18 protein-coding genes are annotated in these 19113 nt (G+C 59.3%); 3 read left to right on the forward strand and 15 right to left on the reverse strand.

Annotation, left to right across the window (positions count from 1 at the left end):
- Nucleotides 1-59: 59 nt before the first annotated feature.
- The 4 genes from frr to rpsB form a co-directional block, all read right to left on the reverse strand.
- Entirely contained in the window at nt 60-617 is a 558-nt protein-coding gene (gene frr / locus MCB86_RS09335) for a ribosome recycling factor (protein ID WP_045161286.1), read from the reverse strand.
- The gene (pyrH, locus tag MCB86_RS09340; protein WP_019342381.1) at nt 614-1357 is read right to left on the reverse strand and encodes a UMP kinase; all 744 of its coding nucleotides are present in this window, start codon (nt 1355-1357) and stop codon (nt 614-616) included. The genes frr and pyrH overlap by 4 nt, the downstream gene beginning before the upstream one ends.
- Nucleotides 1358-1552: 195 nt before the next feature.
- Nucleotides 1553-2422, reverse strand: coding sequence for a translation elongation factor Ts (gene tsf / locus MCB86_RS09345; protein ID WP_239610705.1), 870 nt, complete (start codon nt 2420-2422; stop codon nt 1553-1555).
- Between the two features lie 126 nt (nt 2423-2548).
- Nucleotides 2549-3289 (reverse strand): 30S ribosomal protein S2, encoded by a 741-nt coding sequence (rpsB, locus tag MCB86_RS09350; protein WP_025240918.1) that lies wholly within the window; start codon nt 3287-3289, stop codon nt 2549-2551.
- A gap of 312 nt (nt 3290-3601) precedes the next feature.
- Here rpsB and map point away from each other — a divergent pair, with 312 nt between their 5' ends.
- The gene (gene map, locus MCB86_RS09355; RefSeq protein ID WP_045161284.1) at nt 3602-4384 is read left to right on the forward strand and encodes a type I methionyl aminopeptidase; all 783 of its coding nucleotides are present in this window, start codon (nt 3602-3604) and stop codon (nt 4382-4384) included.
- A 36-nt stretch (nt 4385-4420) separates the two neighbouring features.
- Entirely contained in the window at nt 4421-7123 is a 2703-nt protein-coding gene (locus MCB86_RS09360) for a [protein-PII] uridylyltransferase (RefSeq protein WP_239610706.1), read from the forward strand.
- Nucleotides 7124-7138: 15 nt separating this feature from the next.
- Here the strand turns inward: MCB86_RS09360 and MCB86_RS09365 are convergent, their stop codons facing one another.
- The 7 genes from MCB86_RS09365 to MCB86_RS09395 form a co-directional block, all read right to left on the reverse strand.
- Entirely contained in the window at nt 7139-7468 is a 330-nt protein-coding gene (locus MCB86_RS09365) for a Na+/H+ antiporter subunit G (RefSeq protein ID WP_239610707.1), read from the reverse strand.
- A gap of 9 nt (nt 7469-7477) precedes the next feature.
- On the reverse strand, nt 7478-7747 hold the full coding sequence (locus MCB86_RS09370) for a K+/H+ antiporter subunit F (protein WP_045161281.1): 270 nt from the start codon (nt 7745-7747) through the stop codon (nt 7478-7480).
- Nucleotides 7732-8232 carry a Na+/H+ antiporter subunit E gene (locus MCB86_RS09375; RefSeq protein ID WP_045161280.1) on the reverse strand — a complete coding sequence of 167 codons (501 nt, stop codon included), beginning with the start codon at nt 8230-8232 and terminating at the stop codon, nt 7732-7734. The genes MCB86_RS09370 and MCB86_RS09375 overlap by 16 nt, the downstream gene beginning before the upstream one ends.
- A complete protein-coding gene (locus MCB86_RS09380; protein ID WP_045161279.1) occupies nt 8229-9731 on the reverse strand; it encodes a monovalent cation/H+ antiporter subunit D in 1503 nt (500 codons plus the stop codon). Before MCB86_RS09380 ends, MCB86_RS09375 begins: the two co-directional genes overlap by 4 nt.
- On the reverse strand, nt 9728-10057 hold the full coding sequence (locus MCB86_RS09385; protein ID WP_239610708.1) for a Na+/H+ antiporter subunit C: 330 nt from the start codon (nt 10055-10057) through the stop codon (nt 9728-9730). The genes MCB86_RS09380 and MCB86_RS09385 overlap by 4 nt, the downstream gene beginning before the upstream one ends.
- On the reverse strand, nt 10057-12849 hold the full coding sequence (locus tag MCB86_RS09390) for a monovalent cation/H+ antiporter subunit A (RefSeq protein WP_045161277.1): 2793 nt from the start codon (nt 12847-12849) through the stop codon (nt 10057-10059). The genes MCB86_RS09385 and MCB86_RS09390 overlap by 1 nt, the downstream gene beginning before the upstream one ends.
- A gap of 305 nt (nt 12850-13154) precedes the next feature.
- Complete coding sequence (locus MCB86_RS09395; RefSeq protein WP_155397609.1) at nt 13155-13619, reverse strand: hypothetical protein; 465 nt, start codon at nt 13617-13619, stop codon at nt 13155-13157.
- Nucleotides 13620-13800: 181 nt separating this feature from the next.
- Between MCB86_RS09395 and MCB86_RS09400 the strand changes: the two genes are divergently transcribed.
- Entirely contained in the window at nt 13801-14037 is a 237-nt protein-coding gene (locus MCB86_RS09400) for a hypothetical protein (RefSeq protein ID WP_045161274.1), read from the forward strand.
- A 62-nt stretch (nt 14038-14099) separates the two neighbouring features.
- On the opposite strand, the gene pdxH is transcribed toward MCB86_RS09400, so the two are convergent.
- The 4 genes from pdxH to dinG form a co-directional block, all read right to left on the reverse strand.
- A complete protein-coding gene (pdxH, locus tag MCB86_RS09405; RefSeq protein WP_045161273.1) occupies nt 14100-14750 on the reverse strand; it encodes a pyridoxamine 5'-phosphate oxidase in 651 nt (216 codons plus the stop codon).
- A 102-nt stretch (nt 14751-14852) separates the two neighbouring features.
- Nucleotides 14853-15482 carry an OmpA family protein gene (locus MCB86_RS09410; protein ID WP_045161272.1) on the reverse strand — a complete coding sequence of 210 codons (630 nt, stop codon included), beginning with the start codon at nt 15480-15482 and terminating at the stop codon, nt 14853-14855.
- Nucleotides 15483-15620: 138 nt separating this feature from the next.
- Complete coding sequence (locus tag MCB86_RS09415; RefSeq protein ID WP_239610709.1) at nt 15621-16769, reverse strand: serine hydrolase domain-containing protein; 1149 nt, start codon at nt 16767-16769, stop codon at nt 15621-15623.
- A 139-nt stretch (nt 16770-16908) separates the two neighbouring features.
- The gene (dinG, locus tag MCB86_RS09420) at nt 16909-19053 is read right to left on the reverse strand and encodes an ATP-dependent DNA helicase DinG (protein ID WP_239610710.1); all 2145 of its coding nucleotides are present in this window, start codon (nt 19051-19053) and stop codon (nt 16909-16911) included.
- Between the last annotated feature and the right edge of the window lie 60 nt (nt 19054-19113).

Genomic DNA, 19113 nt, shown 5'->3' on the forward strand with positions numbered 1-19113 from the left:
CCCGACCGGATCGGCGCGCTCCGACGTGAGCAGTACGGACGAAGTCCGGTACAGCACCATCAAACAGCCATCAGGTCGTTTTCCTTGCCTTCAAGCGCCTTGTCGATTTCCGCAACATACTTGTCGGTCAGCTTTTGAACGTCGTCCTGCGCACGGCGTTCCTCGTCTTCGCTGATTTCCTTCTCTTTCACCAAATCCTTGAGCTGTGCGATAGCATCACGGCGGATGTTACGCACCGCGACCCGAGCGTTTTCGGCCTCGGCGCGCGCCTGCTTGGTATAGCCCTTGCGGGTCTCCTCCGTAAGGGCCGGCATGGGAACACGAATGGTGGTGCCCGCCGTGGCCGGATTCAAACCCAGGTCTGAAGTCATGATGGCTTTCTCGACCGCCTGAATCATGCCCTTGTCGAACACGGTCAATGCAAGGGTGCGGGAGTCTTCGGCAATTACGTTGGCGATCTGGCGCAACGGGGTGTCGCTGCCGTAATAGGACACCATCACGCTGTCGAGAATACTCGGATGGGCACGACCGGTGCGGATTTTGGCGAATGCATGCCCCAGCGATTCCAGGGTTTTCTTCATGCGTTCCTGAGCGTCTTGCTTGATCTCGTTGATCATTGGTTCTGTTCCTCGATCAAAGTTCCTTCAGCGCCGCCGAGCACGATATTAAGTAGGGCACCGGGCTTGTTCATGTTGAACACCCGCAGCGGCATGTTGTGGTCGCGGCACAGGCAGATGGCGGTCAGGTCCATGACGCCCAGCTTGCGGTCGAGCACGTCATCATAGGTCAGTTGCTCGAATTTCTCGGCATTTGGATCCTTGAATGGATCTGCGGTGTACACACCATCAACCTTCGTGGCCTTGAGTACGACGTCGGCATGGATCTCGATGGCGCGAAGACAGGCAGCCGAGTCGGTAGTGAAGAATGGATTGCCGGTGCCGGCGGAGAAAATCACCACTTCCCCGCTCTTGAGATGACGCATAGCCTTGCGGCGGTCGTAATGATCGGTGACACCGACCATGGAAATCGCCGACATGACCAGCGCAGGAATGTTCGAGCGCTCCAAAGCGTCACGCATGGCCAGGGAATTCATCACCGTCGCCAGCATGCCCATGTGGTCGCCAGTGACGCGATCCATACCGGCCGCAGAAAGCGCCGCGCCGCGGAACAAGTTGCCGCCACCGATGACCAGACCAACCTCGACGCCGATTCCGACCAATTGCCCGACTTCCAAGGCCATGCGATCAAGCACCTTGGGATCGATGCCGAAGTCTTCCGACCCCATCAGGGCTTCGCCGCTTAATTTGAGCAGAATGCGTTTATAGCGAGGATTGCGTGCACTCATCTGCTGAGCCATTGGCGTTGTTTCTCCTGCGGCGTTCGTATGATCAGATTGGCGCTATGGCCAGAAAATATCTGCGCTATGACAGCGCAGTCGCGAGTTGGTGCCAAGCGCTGACTATAGCGCGGCAAAAAAACCTTTCTGCGCCCCAGTCCGACAAAGAGGCCGCGCGCGTGAGCGGGCAGCCTCTTCGAGGACAACAGGAGCGTCTTATTGCTTGGTAGCAGCGACCTGAGCGGCAACTTCGGCAGCGAAGTCGACTTCAGCACGCTCGATGCCTTCGCCTACTTCGTAGCGAACGAAGGAAACGATTTCTGCACCAGCTTTCTTCGCCAGATCGCCAACCTTGACTTCAGGATCCTTGACGAAGGCTTGCTCGACCAGACTGGCTTCAGCAAGGAATTTGCTGATGCGCCCGGCAACCATCTTCTCGACGATCTCGGCGGGCTTGCCCTTGATTTTGTCTTCGTTCAGCGCCAGGAAGATTTCCTTCTCCTTGGCAACGGCTTCTTCGGAAACCTGCGACGGATCCAGGAACTGAGGATTGCTAGCCGCCACATGCATAGCGATTTCTTTGGCCAGCTCGACGTTGCCACCTTTCAGGGCGACCAGAACGCCGATGCGATGACCATGCAGGTAGGACCCAACCAGATCAGCTTCGACAGTCGTCAGACGGCGGATGTTGACGTTCTCGCCGCACTTGGCAACCAGCGCCTCACGATCGGCTTCCTGAGCGGCGATCAGCGGAGCCGCATCGGTCATCTTCTCGGCAAAGGCTTTCTCGACACTAGAGTTGACGAAATTCTTGAAGTCGTCCTGCAGGGCCAGGAAGTCGGTCTGTGAGTTGACCTCAATGATCACGGCACGCTTGTTGTCATCAGCAACCTTGACCGCAATAGCGCCTTCAGCAGCGATGTTGCCCGCTTTCTTGGCCGCCTTGATGGCACCAGCTGCACGCATATCGTCAATGGCTTTTTCGATGTCGCCGCCGGCAGCGGTGAGTGCTTTTTTGCAATCCATCATGCCTTGGCCAGTGCGCTCGCGCAGTTCTTTGACCAGGGCTGCAGTGATCTCTGCCATGTTCGCAAATCCTCTCGATTCGATTTTCGATCATCGCCCATCAATCGGACGATCAATTCGGAAGTGGCAAAAAGGGGGCATAGCCCCCTTTCTGTTCAACGGGTATCAGCTAGGCGACAGTTGCGCTCAGCCTTGAGCAGCCTCAGGGGCGGCTTCTTCTACGAACTCGTCAGCGCCACCGGCACCATTCTGACGGCCACGCAGTACAGCGTCTGCCATGGAGCCCAAATACAATTGCACGGCACGGATGGCATCATCATTACCAGGGATGATGTAGTCGACGCCTTCCGGGCTGCTGTTGGTATCGACAATACCGATAACCGGAATGCCCAGCTTGTTGGCTTCGGAGATCGCGATGCGCTCATGATCAACATCGACAACGAACATCGCGTCCGGCAGGCCGCCCATGTCCTTGATACCACCCAGGCTGCGATCCAGCTTTTCCAGATCACGGGTACGCATCAGAGCTTCTTTCTTGGTCAGCTTCTCGAAAGTACCGTCCTGAGACTGGGTTTCCAGCTCACGCAGGCGCTTGATCGAGGCGCGAATGGTCTTGTAGTTGGTCAGCATGCCGCCCAACCAGCGATGATCGACGTACGGAGAACCGCAGCGAGCAGCTTCTTCGCGAACGATCTTGCCAGCGGAACGCTTGGTGCCGACGAACAGAATCTTGTTCTTGCCCGCAGCCAGCTTTTCAACGAAACGCAGCGCGTCGTTGAACATCGGCAGGGTTTTTTCGAGGTTGATGATGTGAATCTTGTTGCGCGCGCCAAAGATGTATTTATCCATCTTCGGGTTCCAGTAACGGGTCTGGTGGCCGAAGTGCACACCGGCCTTCAGCATATCGCGCATAGTGACTTGAGACATGGGACTTCCTCAGAATAAGTCGGGTTAGGCCTCCACGCGTCCCGATATCCAACTCTTGCGAGCACCCAGGATACCGTGTCGACACGTGTGTGGGGTCAGGCTCGGCGGGTACTCCCGCAGAGCGGCGCGTTTTATAGCACAAAGAAGCGCCAGAGGCTAGCGCACTCCCAAGATTGGCACCGTCAGCAAAACGGACTCAAAGTTATCCCGCCACGTTCCCGTTCCGGGCCCGCCTGCAGCCAAAGGGCGCTTTGGTTTATCATTGATCCCTTCAATTTTTCCGCCTGCGCCTCTTGGCGCCAAGAGGGTTGCATGACCGTTTCCATCAAGACGCCTGAAGATATCGAGAAAATGCGCATCGCCGGCCGCCTGGCAGCCGAGGTGCTGGAAATGATCGGTGAGCACGTCAAGCCAGGCGTCACTACCGATGAACTCGACCGCCTCTGCCACGACCACATCGTCAACGTCCAGCAAGCCATACCCGCCCCGCTCAACTACAAGGGATTTCCCAAGTCGATCTGCACCTCGATCAATCATGTGGTCTGTCACGGCATCCCCAACGACAAGCCCTTGAAGGATGGCGACATTCTCAATATCGACATCACCGTCATCAAGGATGGCTACCATGGCGATACCAGCAAGATGTTCATGGTCGGCAAGACTCCGGAATGGGCCGAGCGCCTGTGCAGGGTGACACAGGAATGCCTCTATAAAGGTATCGAGCTTGTTCGCCCCGGCGCGCGCCTCGGCGACATCGGTGAAGTGATCCAGAAGCATGCCGAGAAGAATGGCTTTTCGGTCGTCCGGGAGTATTGCGGGCATGGCATCGGCAAGGTCTTCCATGAGGAACCCCAGGTCTTGCACTACGGCCGCGCTGGGACCGGCCTGGAACTGAAGGAAGGCATGACCTTCACCATTGAGCCGATGATCAACCAGGGCCGCTCGGAGACCCGCCTGCTCGGGGACGGCTGGACGGCTATCACCAAGGATCGCAAGCTCTCTGCCCAGTGGGAGCACACCATTCTGGTCACCGCTGACGGCTATGAAATCTTTACCCTGCGCAGCGATGACAGCATCGCTCGCACGTCAGCCTGATCACTGATCGATTCCGCAGTTCACGAGGACGAAGGCATGCATCCGGTTGATCCAGAGCTGTTCGATGGAGGCCAGTTCCAGGCCGAACTGGCGCTCAAGGCAAGCCCCATCGCAGCCTTCAAGAAAGTCATTCGTAAAGCCCGAGAGGTGCTCGATGCACGCTTTCTAGCGGGCCACGATATCCGTCGTCTGATCGAGGATCGCGCCTGGTTCGTCGACCAGATTCTGCAAGCCGCTTGGGGCCGCTTCGACTGGTGCGACGATTCTAATATCGCTCTGGTGGCCGTGGGCGGTTACGGTCGCGGAGAACTGCATCCCTATTCCGATATCGATCTGCTGATTTTGCTCGATAACGGTGATCACGAGAAATTCCGCGGTTCCATTGAAGGTTTCCTGACCCTGCTCTGGGATATCGGGCTCGAGGTCGGCCAGAGCGTACGCTCGGTGGCGGAATGCGCCGAAGAGGCACGCGCAGACCTGACGGTGATCACCAACCTGATGGAGAGTCGCACCATCGCCGGTCCCGAGCGCCTGCGACAGGACATGCTGAAGGTCACCAGCCCATCGGAGATGTGGCCGAGCAAGGAGTTCTTCCTTGCCAAACGCAACGAGCAAGCGGCACGTCATTCCAAATACAACAACACCGAATACAACCTTGAGCCCAACGTAAAAGGCTCCCCCGGCGGGCTGCGTGACATCCAGACGATCCTGTGGATCGCAAGGCGCCAGCTTGGCAGCCTGAATTTAAGCGCAATTCTCGACCAAGGTTTTCTGACCGAAGGTGAATATTCCCTGCTCTCCTTCAGCCAGGAGTTCATCTGGCGAGTCCGCTACGGGCTGCACATGCTCGCCGGGCGCGCCGAGGACCGCCTGCTGTTCGACCACCAGCGCAGCCTGGCCGCCCTCCTCGGCTATAAAGACAACGACGCCAAGCTGGCAATCGAGCGTTTCATGCAGAAGTACTACCGTGTGGTCATGAGCATTTCCGAGCTCAGCGATCTGGTCGGGCAGCACTTTGCCGAGGTCATTCTCTGGGAAGGCGACAGCGGTGACGCCGTGCCGCTCAACAGCCGCTTCCTAGTGCGCGACGGCTACCTCGAAGTGACCGATGATTCGGTATTCAAGCGCAGACCCTTCGCGATCTTGGAAATTTTCGTACTGCTGGCACAACACCCTGAAATTCAGGGCGTCCGTGCCGAGACCATTCGTCTTCTGCGCGATCATCGCCACCTCATCGACGATGACTTTCGCAGCGACATTCGCAATACCAGCCTGTTCATCGAGCTGTTCAAGTGCAAGGAAGGCATCCATCGCAACCTGCGACGAATGAATCGTTACGGCATTCTGGGGCGCTATTTGCCAGAGTTCGGCCATATCGTCGGACAGATGCAGCATGACCTTTTCCATATTTATACCGTCGATGCCCACACGCTCAACGTCATCAAATATCTGCGAAAGCTGAGCAAACCCGGCGTCGCCGAGAAGTACCCACTGGCCAGCAAGCTGGTGGAACGCCTGCCCAAGCCCGAGCTCATCTACATTGCGGGCCTCTATCACGATATCGCCAAGGGCCGGGGCGGGGATCATTCGGAGCTGGGCGCGGTGGACGCTCAGGAGTTCTGTTTGCGCCACAAGCTTCCTGCATGGGATACGCGCCTGGTGGTCTGGCTGGTGGAAAATCACTTGGTGATGTCCACAACCGCGCAGCGCAAGGACCTCTCCGATCCGCAAGTGATTAACGATTTTGCCCAACTGGTTGGCGACGAGACCCACCTCGACTACCTGTATGTGCTGACGGTGGCGGACATCAACGCGACCAACCCAACCCTCTGGAATTCATGGCGGGCCAGCCTGCTGCGCCAGCTGTACACCGAAACCAAGCGGGCGCTCAGGCGTGGCCTGGAAAATCCGCTGGGGCGCGAGGAACAGATTCGTCAGACCCAACGCGCCGCGCTCGATAATCTGGTGCGCAACGGCACCGATCCGGACGATGCCGAACAGCTCTGGTCGCAGCTGGGCGATGATTATTTCATGCGTCACAGCTCCACCGACGTCGCCTGGCACACCGAGGCCATCATCGATCACCCGAGCGACGGCGGGCCGCTGGTATTGATCAAGGAAACCACCCAGCGCGAATTCGAAGGCGGCACGCAAATTTTCATCTACGCGCCGGATCAGCATGACTTCTTCGCCGTAACCGTGGCGGCCATGGATCAGTTGAACCTGAACATTCACGACGCCCGGATCATCACCTCGAGCAGCCAGTTCACCTTGGATACCTATATTGTGCTGGATGCCGACGGTACGCCCATTGGCAACGATCCCGAACGTACCGAGGAAATTCGCCAAGGCCTGATCGATGCACTACGCAATCCGGATGATTACCTGACGATCATTCAGAAGCGGGTACCCCGGCAGCTCAAGCATTTCGCCTTTCCGCCCCAGGTCACCATCCACAACGACATGCAGCGCCCGCAGACGATCATCGAAGTTGTCGCACCTGATCGCCCCGGCCTGCTGGCACGCATCGGCCAGCTATTCCTGGACTTCGATCTGTCAGTGCAGAACGCCAAGATCGCGACGCTCGGCGAGCGCGTGGAAGACGTGTTCTTCGTCACCAACGCCGATAATCAACCTTTGTCGGATCCGCAGCTGTGTATCCAGTTGCAGCAGGCGATGATCAAACAACTGTCACAGGAAAATGAGCGACAACCTTCACCGAGCAGCATCGTCATCTGACACGCCCGGCCTTCGTCAATCCCAGGGCTTGCCACGCGTCCTCGCCGTGTATGGCAGCTTCTGCTGCATCGCGGCTTTGGCCAGTACGTGGGCACTGACCGGCGCGGTCAGAAACAGAAACAGGATAATCAGCATTTCGTGGAGGCTGAGGCCATCGCCCTGACTACTAAAAAAGATCATCGACGCGATCACGATACCGCCCACTCCCATGGTGCTTGCCTTGGTAGGCCCATGAAGCCGAGTGAAGAAATCAGGCAGGCGATACAGACCGATCGCTCCGACCAGCGCGAAAACGCTGCCCACGATCAAAAAGGCGCTCACCAACAGTTCGATCCAGAATGGCATGCTGACTCCTCAGTCGATGATTTCACCGTGCAACAGGTGCTTGCCCACCGCAACGGTACTGACGAACCCCATCACTGCGATCAGCAAGGCGGCCTCGAAGAACAGATCGGAAGCCAGCCAGATACCGAACATCACGATCAGCGCCAGCGCATTGATATACAGCGTGTCGAGCGCCAACACCCGGTCAGGCATGTCAGGCCCCTGGACCAATCGCATCACATTGAGCACCGCCGCAAGCCCGATGATCGCCATGCACAGCGGAATCACATACGTGAGCATTCGAATATCTCCAGCAACGGTGTTTCGTAACGGTTCTTCACCTCGGCGGCCAGCGCCTCGATGTCAGGGGCGTCTAACGCGTGAATCAAAAGGACTTTGTGATCGGGTCGCAATGCCGCTGATACGGTTCCTGGCGTGAGCGAAATGATGCTGGTCAATACGGCGAGAACAAAGGGGTGTTCGATCGCCATCGGTATTTCGACGAACGCAGGCTGCAAACGCCCCCGAGGCCCGAGCACCAACTTGGCGACATGAAGGTTGGCTAGGACGATGTCGTAGAAAACCTTGACGCAAAACAGGCAGAGCTTCAGCGGACGCCGAACCGCCGGCAGATCTACCAGGAAGCCCTTCGCCAGCAATGGAATCGCCCAGCCGAGAAACAGACCGAGCAGGAGGTGTCCTACGCCGAGGGTGTTATTGAGCATCAGCCAGAGCATGGCCAGCAAGAGGGTAAGCGCCGGCTTGGGCAACATACGGGATCTCATACTTCGCCTCCCCGAATGATCTGCAGATAGGGTGCGAGATCGAACAACTGCGTGGCAGTCGCCTGCACGTATGCCTGGATCGGCTGTGCCGCCACCACCAGCATCACACTGCCCAGCAACAAGCCGAAGGCCGTGGCAAGACGTACCGTGTCAGCCGGCTTTCCTACGCTGACTGCGTCACTCGGGCGCCAGAACACCATGCTGCCGGCCCGGCTCAGCGCAATTACCATGCCCAACCCACCGACCAGAATCACGGGCCAGAGTATCGAGGCATCGATACCTGGAGAGACGGCTCGCAGCAACATCACTTTGCCCAGAAAGCCCGAAAAGGGAGGCAGCCCAGCAATGGAAATCGCGCCGGCGAAGAATAGCGCCCCCAACACCAACGGCTGCCTCAAGGCTGGCGCCGATATCAGCTCGGATGCCGTATCGCCGCGCTGTCGCGCGATGATGTCTGCCAGCAGAAACAGACCGCCTGATACCAGGGTGCTATGCACCAGGTAGTAAAGCGCCGCACCCAGCCCTGCTTCCGTTCCCAGCGCAACGCCGGCCAGCAACGTCCCCACCGAAACCACCACCAGATAAGACAGCAGGATCTGCAGATTGCGTGCAGCCAACGCGCCCAACACGCCGCCGACAAGGGTCAGCATCGATAGCGGCCACAACCAGTCGAGCACCATGTTGCTGAGTACGCCCGCTTCGCTACCGAAAATCAGCGTGAACACCCGTACGATGGCATAGAGGCCGAGCTTGGTCATGATCGCGAACAGGGCCGCGACCGGTGCGGTCGCCGAGGCATAGGCTCGCGGCAACCAGAAGTACAGCGGCAGGATGGCTGCCTTCAAGGCGAACACCACCAGCAACAGGTAACCCGCAGCAGCCAGTAGCGGCGCATCCGCCGGGTCGGCCGCAGCCACTCGCCCCGCCAGGTCCGCCATGTTCAGGGTCCCGGTGAGCCCGTAGAGCATGCTGACCCCAATCAGGAACAATGACGACCCCAGCAGATTCAGCACGACATAGTGGATGCCAGCCTGCACCCGTTTCGCGCCATGACCGTGCAGCAACAACGCGTAGGAGGAAATCAGCAGAATCTCGAAGAACACGAAGAGATTGAACAGATCACCGGTTAGAAATGCTCCGTTGATACCCGCCAGCTGAAACTGGAACAACGCATGGAAATTCGGACCACGCTCGTCGTCTCCGCGCGCTGCGTAGAGCACCGAGAAGCCCGCAAGCACGGCGGTGACCAGCAGCATCAGCGCGCTCAGCCGGTCGAGCAGCAGCATGATGCCGAACGGTGGCCGCCAGTCGCCGAGTCGGTATACCGAGAGCACCCCGGAGTCTGCCTGCAATAACAGCCAAAGCGTCAGCGGGACCAATAACCAAGTCGCTGCAACCGACACCAGACGCTTGAATGGCGCGCCCTGCCGATGAGCCAAAAGCAAGACGCAACCGGTCAATAACGGCAGGAGGATCGGAAGGATCAATGCGTGATTCATTCCCGCGGCTCCCGACCGTCAACATGATCGGTACGTAACTCGCCGAGACCGCGAAGTGCCAGCACCACCACGAACGCGGTCATGGCGAAGCCAATGACGATGGCGGTCAGCACCAACGCCTGCGGCAGGGGATCGCCATACTCGGCACTCTTTCCGATAATCGCCGGAACCCCGGTCGCGAGGCGTCCCATGGCGAAGATGAACAGATTCACCGCGTAGGAAATCAGCGTCAGTCCCATCACCACTGGAAATATGCGCGCACGCAACAGCAGGTAGACACCGCTGGCCATCATCACGCCGAGCGTTATCGCGAAGGCAAACTCCATCAAAGCACCTCCTTGCACGACTCGTCCTGGCTGACATGACCTAGGTTGGAAAGAATCAGCAGGGTGGCGCCCACCACTGCCAGGTAAACGCCCAGATCGAAAAGCATTGCGGTTGCCAATTCAAACTCGCCAACCAGCGGCAGATGGAAATGGCCGAAGGCGGATGTCAGGAATGGCCGACCGAACAGCCAACTGCCCAATCCGGTCAGGCCTGCAATCAGCACACCGGCCCCAGCCACGCCGTGATAACTGAACGGCTGACGCTGTTGCGCCCAGACGACGCCATGCGAGATGTATTGCAAGATCAGCGCGACCGCGGTGATCAACCCTGCAATGAAGCCGCCACCCGGCAAGTTGTGACCGCGCAGGAAGATAAACACCGAAACCAGCAGCGCCATCGGCAAGAGCACGCGTGAAAGCGTATCCAGCACCATCGGATGCCGGTCCGTCGACCATAGCCTGCCGCCATAGTCGCGTATCGGATGCGGCAGGCGCAGCCCGTGAAGCAGGCCGTAGATGCCAACCGCAGCGATGGCCAGCACGGCAATCTCACCGAGCGTATCGAAGCCACGGAAGTCCACCAGAATCACATTGACCACGTTAGCCCCGCCCCCGCCGACCACGCTGTTCTCGAGGAAGAACGACGCAATGCTGTCGTAGGGGCGCGTCAGCACCGCATAGGCGAGCAAAGCCACCATGGTGCCGAAAGTACCGGCGAGGATCAGGTCGCGAAAACTGCGCAGACTGCTCGACTCGACCGGCGTCCGGTCAGGCATGAAGAAAAGGGCCAGGATCAGCAGAATGATGGTCACCACTTCTACCGATATCTGCGTCAACGCCAGATCGGGTGCCGAGTAGCGAGCGAACACCAGGGCAACCATCAAGCCCACGACACTCAGCACCATCAATGCCATCAGGCGCCTGCGGTGGAATACAACTGTCATTACCGAAGCCAGGCCAAGGATCACCAGTCCGAGCACGGTGATGCCGTCCAGCGGCGTCATCGGCACAGAGCCGCGCAACGACCGTAGAGGTGTCAACGCATACACAACTACTAGCAATGAGCTGAACAGCATAAGCGCCAGGTAACGCTGCAGAGATCCATTTTCCATGCGCTCGGTTACCCAGCGCGCCGTTCCGGCAATGTCGCTGACTACGCGTGCGAAGACTTGCAGGGAATCGACCCGTGGCAGCCCTTCGTACCAGCGAAACGCCCACTTACGCATCGAATAGATGAGCAGGCCGCCCCCCAAGGCAACGAAGCTCATGGCCAGGGGCAGGTTGAAGCCGTGCCATATCGCCAGGCTGTACTCGGGCACATCGCCGCCCAGGCTACCGGCAACGGCAGCGGCCAGCAGTGGCGCCACGGTATAGGCAGGCAACATGCCCACCAGCAGGCAGAGCAACACCAGAATTTCGACAGGAATCTTCATGTACCGCGCGGGCTCGTGCGGCGGATATTTAGGCAAGTCGATCGGCTCGCCATTGAAGAAGACGTCATGCACGAAGCGCAGCGAGTAAGCGACCGAAAAGGCACTCGCCAAGGTCGCCAACGCCGGAATTGTCCAGTAGAAGCTGCCCAACAAATGCTGATCGAGGGTCTCGGCAAAAAACATCTCTTTGCTCAGGAAGCCATTGAGCAGCGGCACCCCGGCCATCGCCAGTGAGGCTACCATCGCCAGTGCCGCCGTGTGCGGCATGTACTTCAGCATGCCGTTGATGCGTCGCATGTCGCGCGTTCCTGTCTCGTGATCGATGATCCCGGCGGCCATGAACAACGATGCCTTGAACGTCGCGTGGTTGATGATGTGAAAGATCGCCGCCACCGGCCCCAGCCGCGAGTCGAGGCCGAACAACAACGTGATCAACCCGAGATGGCTGATGGTCGAGTAAGCCAATAGCCCTTTGAGATCGTGCTGGAATAGCGCCATCACAGCGCCGATCAATAAAGTAGCCAGCCCCGTCAGGGTGACCAGGTAGAACCACCACTCCGAGTCCGACAACGCCGGATACAACCGCGCCAGTAGAAACACGCCCGCCTTGACCATAGTCGCCGAGTGCAGAAACGCCGATACCGGCGTAGGCGCCGCCATCGCCTGGGGCAACCAGAAGTGAAATGGAAATTGCGCGGACTTGGTGAACACGCCGAGCAGCACCAGGATCAGCGTTAGCGGATACAGCGAGCTGGCCCGGATCAGGTCGCCGGATGCCAACACCGCGCTCAACTCGAAGCTGCCAACGATATGGCCGATCAACAGGATGCCGGCCAGCAATGCGAGACCGCCACCGCCTGTTACGGCGAGGGCCATCCGCGCGCCCTGACGTGCATCGGAGCGATGATTCCAGAAGCCGATCAGCAGGAACGAGGAGAGACTGGTCAGCTCCCAGAACATCAACATCAACAGAAGGTTTTCGGATAGCACCACACCGAGCATGGCGCCCATGAACAACAAAAAAAAGCTGAAGAAGCGGCCCATCGGCTCGCTTTTAGAAAGGTAATAACGCGCGTAAAGAATGACCAGCAGGCCAATGCCAAGGATCAACAACGCAAACAGGAAGCCCAAACCGTCGAGTCTGAGGCTGAGATTCAACCCCAGCTCGGGGAGCCAGGGCATGGTCAGCACTTGCGTTTCACCACCAAACACGGCGCCACGCTTGGATAACAGCAATACCAGCGCCAACAAAGGGGCCAGCCCGGCGCCAAATGCACAGGCGGAACGACCAAAGCGCTCGCACACCAGCGGCAGGCAAATTCCTAGAAATGGCAAAGCGATTATCAGCGCAAGCGCCATGAGCAAAAACCCCTTGAGCCGCGCAGTCGCGCAGCGGTTATATCCTTTGGTCGACCGTATCTCAGCCCGAGCAGGCATGGCGGTGTGCGCCGATTATCCATACCGATAGCAGCGACGTCATGAATTCATGTATTTCGAAAAACAAAAGGCGCAGCCCAACCACCGTAACAGACGGTACTCAGGCCACGCCTATATCACTACGCAGCGGTGCAACCAGCCGCCTGCGTTTGCTCACCGTAACAACTGCAGATAGTTGCAAGACCTCAGATCACAGACCTGTCGCTGGCCTACCGAAGCAAGCCATTTCAGGGCGCAATGCGACTGGTGCCATTGACCGTCATGATGCGTACGCGCTGACCGACCCGAAAGACCTGGTTCGGCTCGACCTCTTGAACATAGGCGCGCATGTTGCCGTCGTCCTCACGCACGGTGATTTCGACGCCCTGTGCACGCGTGATGCCCTCTTCTGCCGCTGCGCCGAGCATGCCACCTGCAACAGCGCCGATTACGGCTGCGACCGCACTACCACGCCCGCCACCAACGCCACTACCGGCGATACCGCCCACCACCGCGCCGGCACCACTGCCAATCGGCGTCTTCGTACCCTCGAGCTTGACCGGACGTAGCGACTCGATGGTTCCGTATCGGACGGTCTGCACCGTTCGCGCCTCGTCACGAGAATAGGAGTCTCCGGTGAGGTTGGATGTGCAGCCGCCTACGGCCAAGGCCATAGCGGTAAAGGAAGCCACAAAAAAGGAGTTGCGCATGATGTACTCTCCTGGGAAACAGATATTCATCCCCGACCGCGTTGAACAGGCGCCTGCGGCTAAGAGACGCTTGGCAGCGGCCTCGACCTGACTCAGCATTCGTGCCAATTAGGACCCTACTTTACCCGAGGCGATCCCGCCTCGCATGCATGACGCTCGCCGAGCTGTTTCACGGAATTTAGTTATGGACTATTTCATCATCACCGTTACCACCCTGGCCGGACTGGTTTTCCATGCCTGGCTGTTCGTTCGTTTCAGGCGCTGGGCCGACCGGGATTTGGCGCTATCCCTGGCGGGTAACGATCCGAAGAAACGTGAATGGGCGCTGCAACGGCTCGCGGCAGCAAAGGCGGCCCGCGTGAAACGGAAAGATTTGCAGAGCTGGCTGGAACGAGACCTGGAGCGTTACAGCGCGAAGTGACGTCATGATAACGGACGGTCCCTTACCATGACCTCAGCGATGTCCCGCTCCCTCTCAACGAATCAGGGCGCCAGCCTCTCGCGCTGCCAGGTGCTGGCGGCGACGCGTCGATAATTGAGTCGATCATGGAGACGACTGGGACGGCCCTGCCAGAACTCCATTCGCTCCGGCAGCAAGCGGTAGCCACCCCAGTGAGGCGGACAATGTGGCATCTGGTCCAGGAAGCGCTGTTCGGTTTCGGCGAGCAATCGCTCGAGTTCGGCCCGATCACGAATAACCTGGCTCTGCGGTGACGCCCAGGCACCCAGACGGCTGCCCAGCGGCCGCACCTGATAATAGGCATCCGACTCGGCAGCACTGACTTTCTCGACCTGTCCTTCGATGCGCACCTGGCGTTCAAGGCTCGGCCAGAAGAAGGTCATTGCGGCGAACGGACAGGCCTGCATCTGCTCCGCCTTGGCACTGTCATAGTTGCTGAAGAACGTGAAGCCGCGCTCGTCCAGCGCCTTAAGCAAAAGTACACGACAATGCGGACGCCCTTCGGCATCCACTGTGGCCAGGGTCATGGCGTTGGGTTCGACCGGAAGCTGCTCCGTCTGTACCGCATCTGCGAACCACTGGCGAAAGAGCGCGAAGGGCTCATCGGGTGCGTTCGCCTCACTGAGGCCTTCACGAGTGTAGTCGCGGCGCATATCGGCCAAGGTCTGGGTCATCGCAGCAATTCCTGAAACAGTCGAAGCCTGAGGGTACCCGTTTGGTCGCGAGCCCAACTTGACGCAACGCAAAACAAGCCATCGCAGCAGATTCAGTCTGTCTTACTTGGCTTTGGTTACCTCTGCAGCGGCCACTTGAGTCGATTTGGGCGCCTCGCTGTACTGGGCAATCAAGGTCAGAAGAGTCGGCTGTGGCGCCAGAACCATTTCGACACGACGATTCAGCGCACGACCTTCTTCATTTTCATTCGAGGCCCGCGGCAGATCGGAGCCCAGCCCGCGAATGCGCAGCCGGTCGTGCTTCAAACCGCTGAGGCGGAAGATCGCCGCTACCGCGCCGGCACGTTGACGGCTGATGTCACGGTTGATATCGGCCGATCCGGTACTGTCGGCATGTCCCAGCACGACCACAGCGGTTTTCTCGTCACCTTCCACCAATTTCGCTACTCGACTGATGGGGCCGAGCGTCACAGGCAGCAACATGCCAGGGCGGTCCGGGTTGAACGATGCGTCGACAGGCGCGGTGACTACCAGCATGCCTTCGCGACGCTCAAGCTCGAAACGACTGTCTTTCAAGGCATCACGCAATCGGGACTCATAATTATCCGCCCAGGCAGGATCAATCACGGGTTCTGGCACAACGGCTACTTCGGTCGGCTTGTCGCTATTGGAGCTACAGCCGGCAATGACCATGCAGAGAATAAAGGAGGCGCTTTTTTTCAGCAGGTTCATGAGCCAGGTTCCGTGAAAGGTGAATTTGCGAATACAAGCCGCGCGGAGCAGGCAACGAGCTTAAGCAAGGATTTGTCTCAAATTGTGGACGCAGGTCATTGTTATGAAAAGTCCCTCCATGGCGAACAGACGAGCGGTTCAACCCAGGCAGGCTTTTACGACCCGCGCCAACGCTTGCGGGCGTGGATCCATCAGAACATAGGGACCAAGCGTATTGGTGACATAACCGAACGCCAGATCACGTTGCGGATCAGCGAAACCAATGCAACCACCCGCCCCCGGATGACCGAAGGCGCCGGGACCCATCGCGAAGGTCGCGTTTTCCACCTCCGGCTGATCCAGCCAACAGCCCAACGCGAAACGTGTGCGACTGAGCAAAGTGCGGTCCTCGCCGAGGCAGTGTTCGCGCGTCATCTCGGTCAATAGGTCGTAATCGAGCAGCTCGCCGCGTAGCAGCCCATCATAGAAGCCCGCCAACGCGCGTGCATTGCCATGACCATTGGCCGCGGGCTGTGCCATCCGACGCCACTCAGGTTTGTTGGCGCTGTTCATGATCGACGGCGGATTGGTGAAGGCGCGCGCAGTCAGCGACTGCGGATCCCCGGTCAACGCCTTGAATACGCGCTGGGCAGCCGCATCGCCGAAGTTGTTCTTCTGCCGGGTCAGGTATCCGACACGGTCGAATTCGGAATCGGCCAGACCGAGATGGAAGTCCAGGTCCAAGGGCCGAGCGGTACGCGCGACGATCGCCTCCCCCGGCTCACGTCCATCGGCGCGACGGATCAGCTCACCGAGTAGCCATCCATAGGTGATCGCGGCATAGCCATGACCGTCGCCCGGCATCCACCAAGGAGCCTCGGCGGCCAGCGCCGCGGTCATCACGTCCCAGTCGTACAACGCTTCCGGGGGAAGCGGCTGACGAATGGCGGGCAGCCCGGCCTGATGACTGAGCAGCTGCCGTAGCGTAATCGCCTGCTTGCCGTTGGCGGCGAACTCAGGCCAAAGCCGCGCCACCGGCTCGTCCAGCTGCAGCTTGCCTTCGCCGACCAACTGCAGGGCAGCCACCGCGGTAAAGGTCTTGGTGCAGGAGAACAGATTGACCAGCGTATCGCTCTGCCAGGCCTGCTCACCGGCGTTATCGGCTACGCCTGCCCAGAGATCGACGACAGTTTCGCCACCAACCTTCACGCAGACCGCGGCGCCACGCTGCTGGGTTTGCTCGAACAGGTCACTGAACGCTTCTTTGACTGCCTCGAAACGAAGATCGAAATATCCCTGGATCTGCACGCTCGCGCCTCTCGCTTAGGTATTGATCGATGCATTGTTTCAGCCGCACCGGATCATGGAAACAAACCCGTCATCGATTGCCGGATCATTAATCGTCTGAATAGCGATGCATGCGGCGGGCGGGCCGACGCGTAACTTGCTAACCGATCTCACGCCGAAACGGCGGCAAAGCATTGAGAATGGCCTTGCCGTAGCGCTGAGTGACGACCCGGCGATCGAGCAACGTGATGGTGCCGCGATCCTCCTCGGTACGTAGCAGTCGCCCACAGGCCTGAACCAGACGCAACGATGCATCGGGTACGGCGATTTCCATGAAGGGATTGCCGCCCCGCGCCTCGATCCATTCGGCCAGCGCTGCTTCCACCGGATCGTCGGGTACCGCGAAGGGGATCTTGGCGATCACCACGTGTTCACAGTAGGCGCCCGGAAGATCCACGCCTTCGGCGAAGCTGGCGAGCCCGAACAGCACGCTCTTTTCGCCGTCATCCACACGCGCCTTGTGCTTGTTCAACGTTTCCTGCTTGGACAGATTGCCCTGAATCAGTACCCGCCGACGCCAGTAGCGCTCCAGCCCGTCGAATACGTCCTGCATCTGCTTGCGCGACGAGAATAGCACCAGCGTGCCACGCGAGGCTTCGACCAGCTCAGGCAGATCGCGCGTGATCGCTGCCGTATGCGCCGCCGCATCGCGTGGATCAGCATTGAGATTGGGCACTCGCAGCACACCGGCGTCGGCGTGATGAAACGGGCTAGGCACCACTGCGGTGACCGCGCAGCGCGGCAAACCGGCACGCATGCGATATCGATCGAAGCTGTTGAGCGCGGTGAGCGTCGCCGAGGTCACCAGTGCGCCGTAGCAGACATTCCACAGATTGCGCCGCAGCGTCTCGGCCGCCAGGATCGGGCTGGCATTGACTTCGATATCGAACAGCGCCCCACCTTCGGCCAACGTGAGCCAGCGCGCCATCGGCGGGCTGTCCTGGGGATCGTCGGCGGTAAAGGCCGTCCACAGCTCCCAGTTGCCTTGCGCCCGGGTCAGCAGGCTGCCAAACAACGGATACCACTCCTCTGCCTGGTGACTGGCAATGCCGACCCCCACTTCGCCATCCATCGCCTCCTTGAGCAGCTCGGTGAGTCGCGTGAACAGGTCGTTGAGCTTGGCGAAGCCCTTTTTCAGCTCGACGCCCAGTTCGATCAGGTGCTCGGGTACCACGCCGCCGACAAAACGGTGTCGTGGCCGCTCGCGGCCTTCCATGTCTTCCCCGGCCTTGAAATCGGCCAGCTGCTCGCAGGCGCTGAACATGAATTGCTGTTGGCTACGCAGATCACGAGCGATTTCAGGCACCGCCTCGATCAGCCGGCCGAGGTCGCCTGGTAGCGGATGCTGGGCGAGCAGCTTGGTCAGATTCTTTTCTACCTGCGCCAGCCAATCCGCGGTGGAGCGCAGCCGCGTGAAGTGGGCGAAATGGCCGATGGCCTTGTCCGGCAGGTGATGGCCTTCATCGAACACATAGAGGGTGTCGCGCGGATCCGGCAGTACCGCCCCACCGCCCAGCGCCAGGTCAGCGAGCACCATGTCGTGATTGGTGACGATGACATCGACCTTGGTCATGCCCTCGCGCGCCTTGTAGAACGCACATTGCTGGAAATTGGGGCAGTGGCGGCCGGTGCATTGACTGTGGTCAGTGGTCAGACGGGCCCAATCCGGGTCGGCAAGCTCTTCAGGCCAACTGTCGCGATCGCCGTCCCAACGGTTGCCGGCAAGCTTCTCGATCATGCTGCCGAACAGCTTCTCGCTGCGCTCGTCCACGTCGATGCGAAAGCCTTCCTCCTCGAACAGCTGAGCAGTGGCGCTCTGCGCCTGGCCTTCTTGCAGCAAGACATCGAGCTTGGACAGGCACAGATAGCGCCCGCGGCCTTTGGCCAGGGCGAAGGAGAAGTTCAGACCGCTGTTGCGCATCAGGTCGGGCAGATCCTTGTGCACGATCTGCTCCTGTAGCGCGACGGTTGCCGTCGCGATCACCAGACGCTTGCCGGCGGCCTTCGCCGTGGGAATGGCCGCTAGACTGTAGGCAACCGTCTTGCCGGTACCCGTCCCGGCCTCGACCGCGACCACTGCAGGCTCCCCATCTCGTCGACCTTCGTCGTCAGCCTTGATCGCACCCAGGACTTTCGCCACTTCAGCAATCATAAGGCGCTGGCCATAGCGGGGTTTGAGACCTTTGGCGTCGAGAAATCGAGAGTAGGCGCCCTGGATCTGGGACTTGAGTTCGGTGCTGAGCATGGGCGCGGAAGCTGTATATATTTTCAGTATTTCAAGTGGGTGGCTATGATAGCGCGCGTT

This window comes from Pseudomonas sp. KSR10, assembly GCF_022355455.1.
Lineage (GTDB): Bacteria > Pseudomonadota > Gammaproteobacteria > Pseudomonadales > Pseudomonadaceae > Stutzerimonas > Stutzerimonas stutzeri_E.

What these genes read in the sequence shown, in the direction of transcription:
- MCB86_RS09380 (WP_045161279.1), bottom strand. Translation starts at nt 9,731, where the DNA reads ATGAATCACGCATTGATCCTTCCGATCCTCCTGCCGTTATTGACCGGT.
- pdxH (WP_045161273.1), bottom strand. Translation starts at nt 14,750, where the DNA reads ATGACCCAGACCTTGGCCGATATGCGCCGCGACTACACTCGTGAAGGC.
- tsf (WP_239610705.1), bottom strand. Translation starts at nt 2,422, where the DNA reads ATGGCAGAGATCACTGCAGCCCTGGTCAAAGAACTGCGCGAGCGCACT.
- map (WP_045161284.1), top strand. Translation starts at nt 3,602, where the DNA reads ATGACCGTTTCCATCAAGACGCCTGAAGATATCGAGAAAATGCGCATC.
- MCB86_RS09370 (WP_045161281.1), bottom strand. Translation starts at nt 7,747, where the DNA reads ATGCTCACGTATGTGATTCCGCTGTGCATGGCGATCATCGGGCTTGCG.
- dinG (WP_239610710.1), bottom strand. Translation starts at nt 19,053, where the DNA reads ATGCTCAGCACCGAACTCAAGTCCCAGATCCAGGGCGCCTACTCTCGA.
- rpsB (WP_025240918.1), bottom strand. Translation starts at nt 3,289, where the DNA reads ATGTCTCAAGTCACTATGCGCGATATGCTGAAGGCCGGTGTGCACTTC.
- frr (WP_045161286.1), bottom strand. Translation starts at nt 617, where the DNA reads ATGATCAACGAGATCAAGCAAGACGCTCAGGAACGCATGAAGAAAACC.
- MCB86_RS09365 (WP_239610707.1), bottom strand. Translation starts at nt 7,468, where the DNA reads ATGCCATTCTGGATCGAACTGTTGGTGAGCGCCTTTTTGATCGTGGGC.
- MCB86_RS09375 (WP_045161280.1), bottom strand. Translation starts at nt 8,232, where the DNA reads ATGAGATCCCGTATGTTGCCCAAGCCGGCGCTTACCCTCTTGCTGGCC.
- pyrH (WP_019342381.1), bottom strand. Translation starts at nt 1,357, where the DNA reads ATGGCTCAGCAGATGAGTGCACGCAATCCTCGCTATAAACGCATTCTG.
- MCB86_RS09400 (WP_045161274.1), top strand. Translation starts at nt 13,801, where the DNA reads ATGGACTATTTCATCATCACCGTTACCACCCTGGCCGGACTGGTTTTC.
- MCB86_RS09390 (WP_045161277.1), bottom strand. Translation starts at nt 12,849, where the DNA reads ATGGCGCTTGCGCTGATAATCGCTTTGCCATTTCTAGGAATTTGCCTG.
- MCB86_RS09385 (WP_239610708.1), bottom strand. Translation starts at nt 10,057, where the DNA reads ATGGAGTTTGCCTTCGCGATAACGCTCGGCGTGATGATGGCCAGCGGT.
- MCB86_RS09410 (WP_045161272.1), bottom strand. Translation starts at nt 15,482, where the DNA reads ATGAACCTGCTGAAAAAAAGCGCCTCCTTTATTCTCTGCATGGTCATT.
- MCB86_RS09360 (WP_239610706.1), top strand. Translation starts at nt 4,421, where the DNA reads ATGCATCCGGTTGATCCAGAGCTGTTCGATGGAGGCCAGTTCCAGGCC.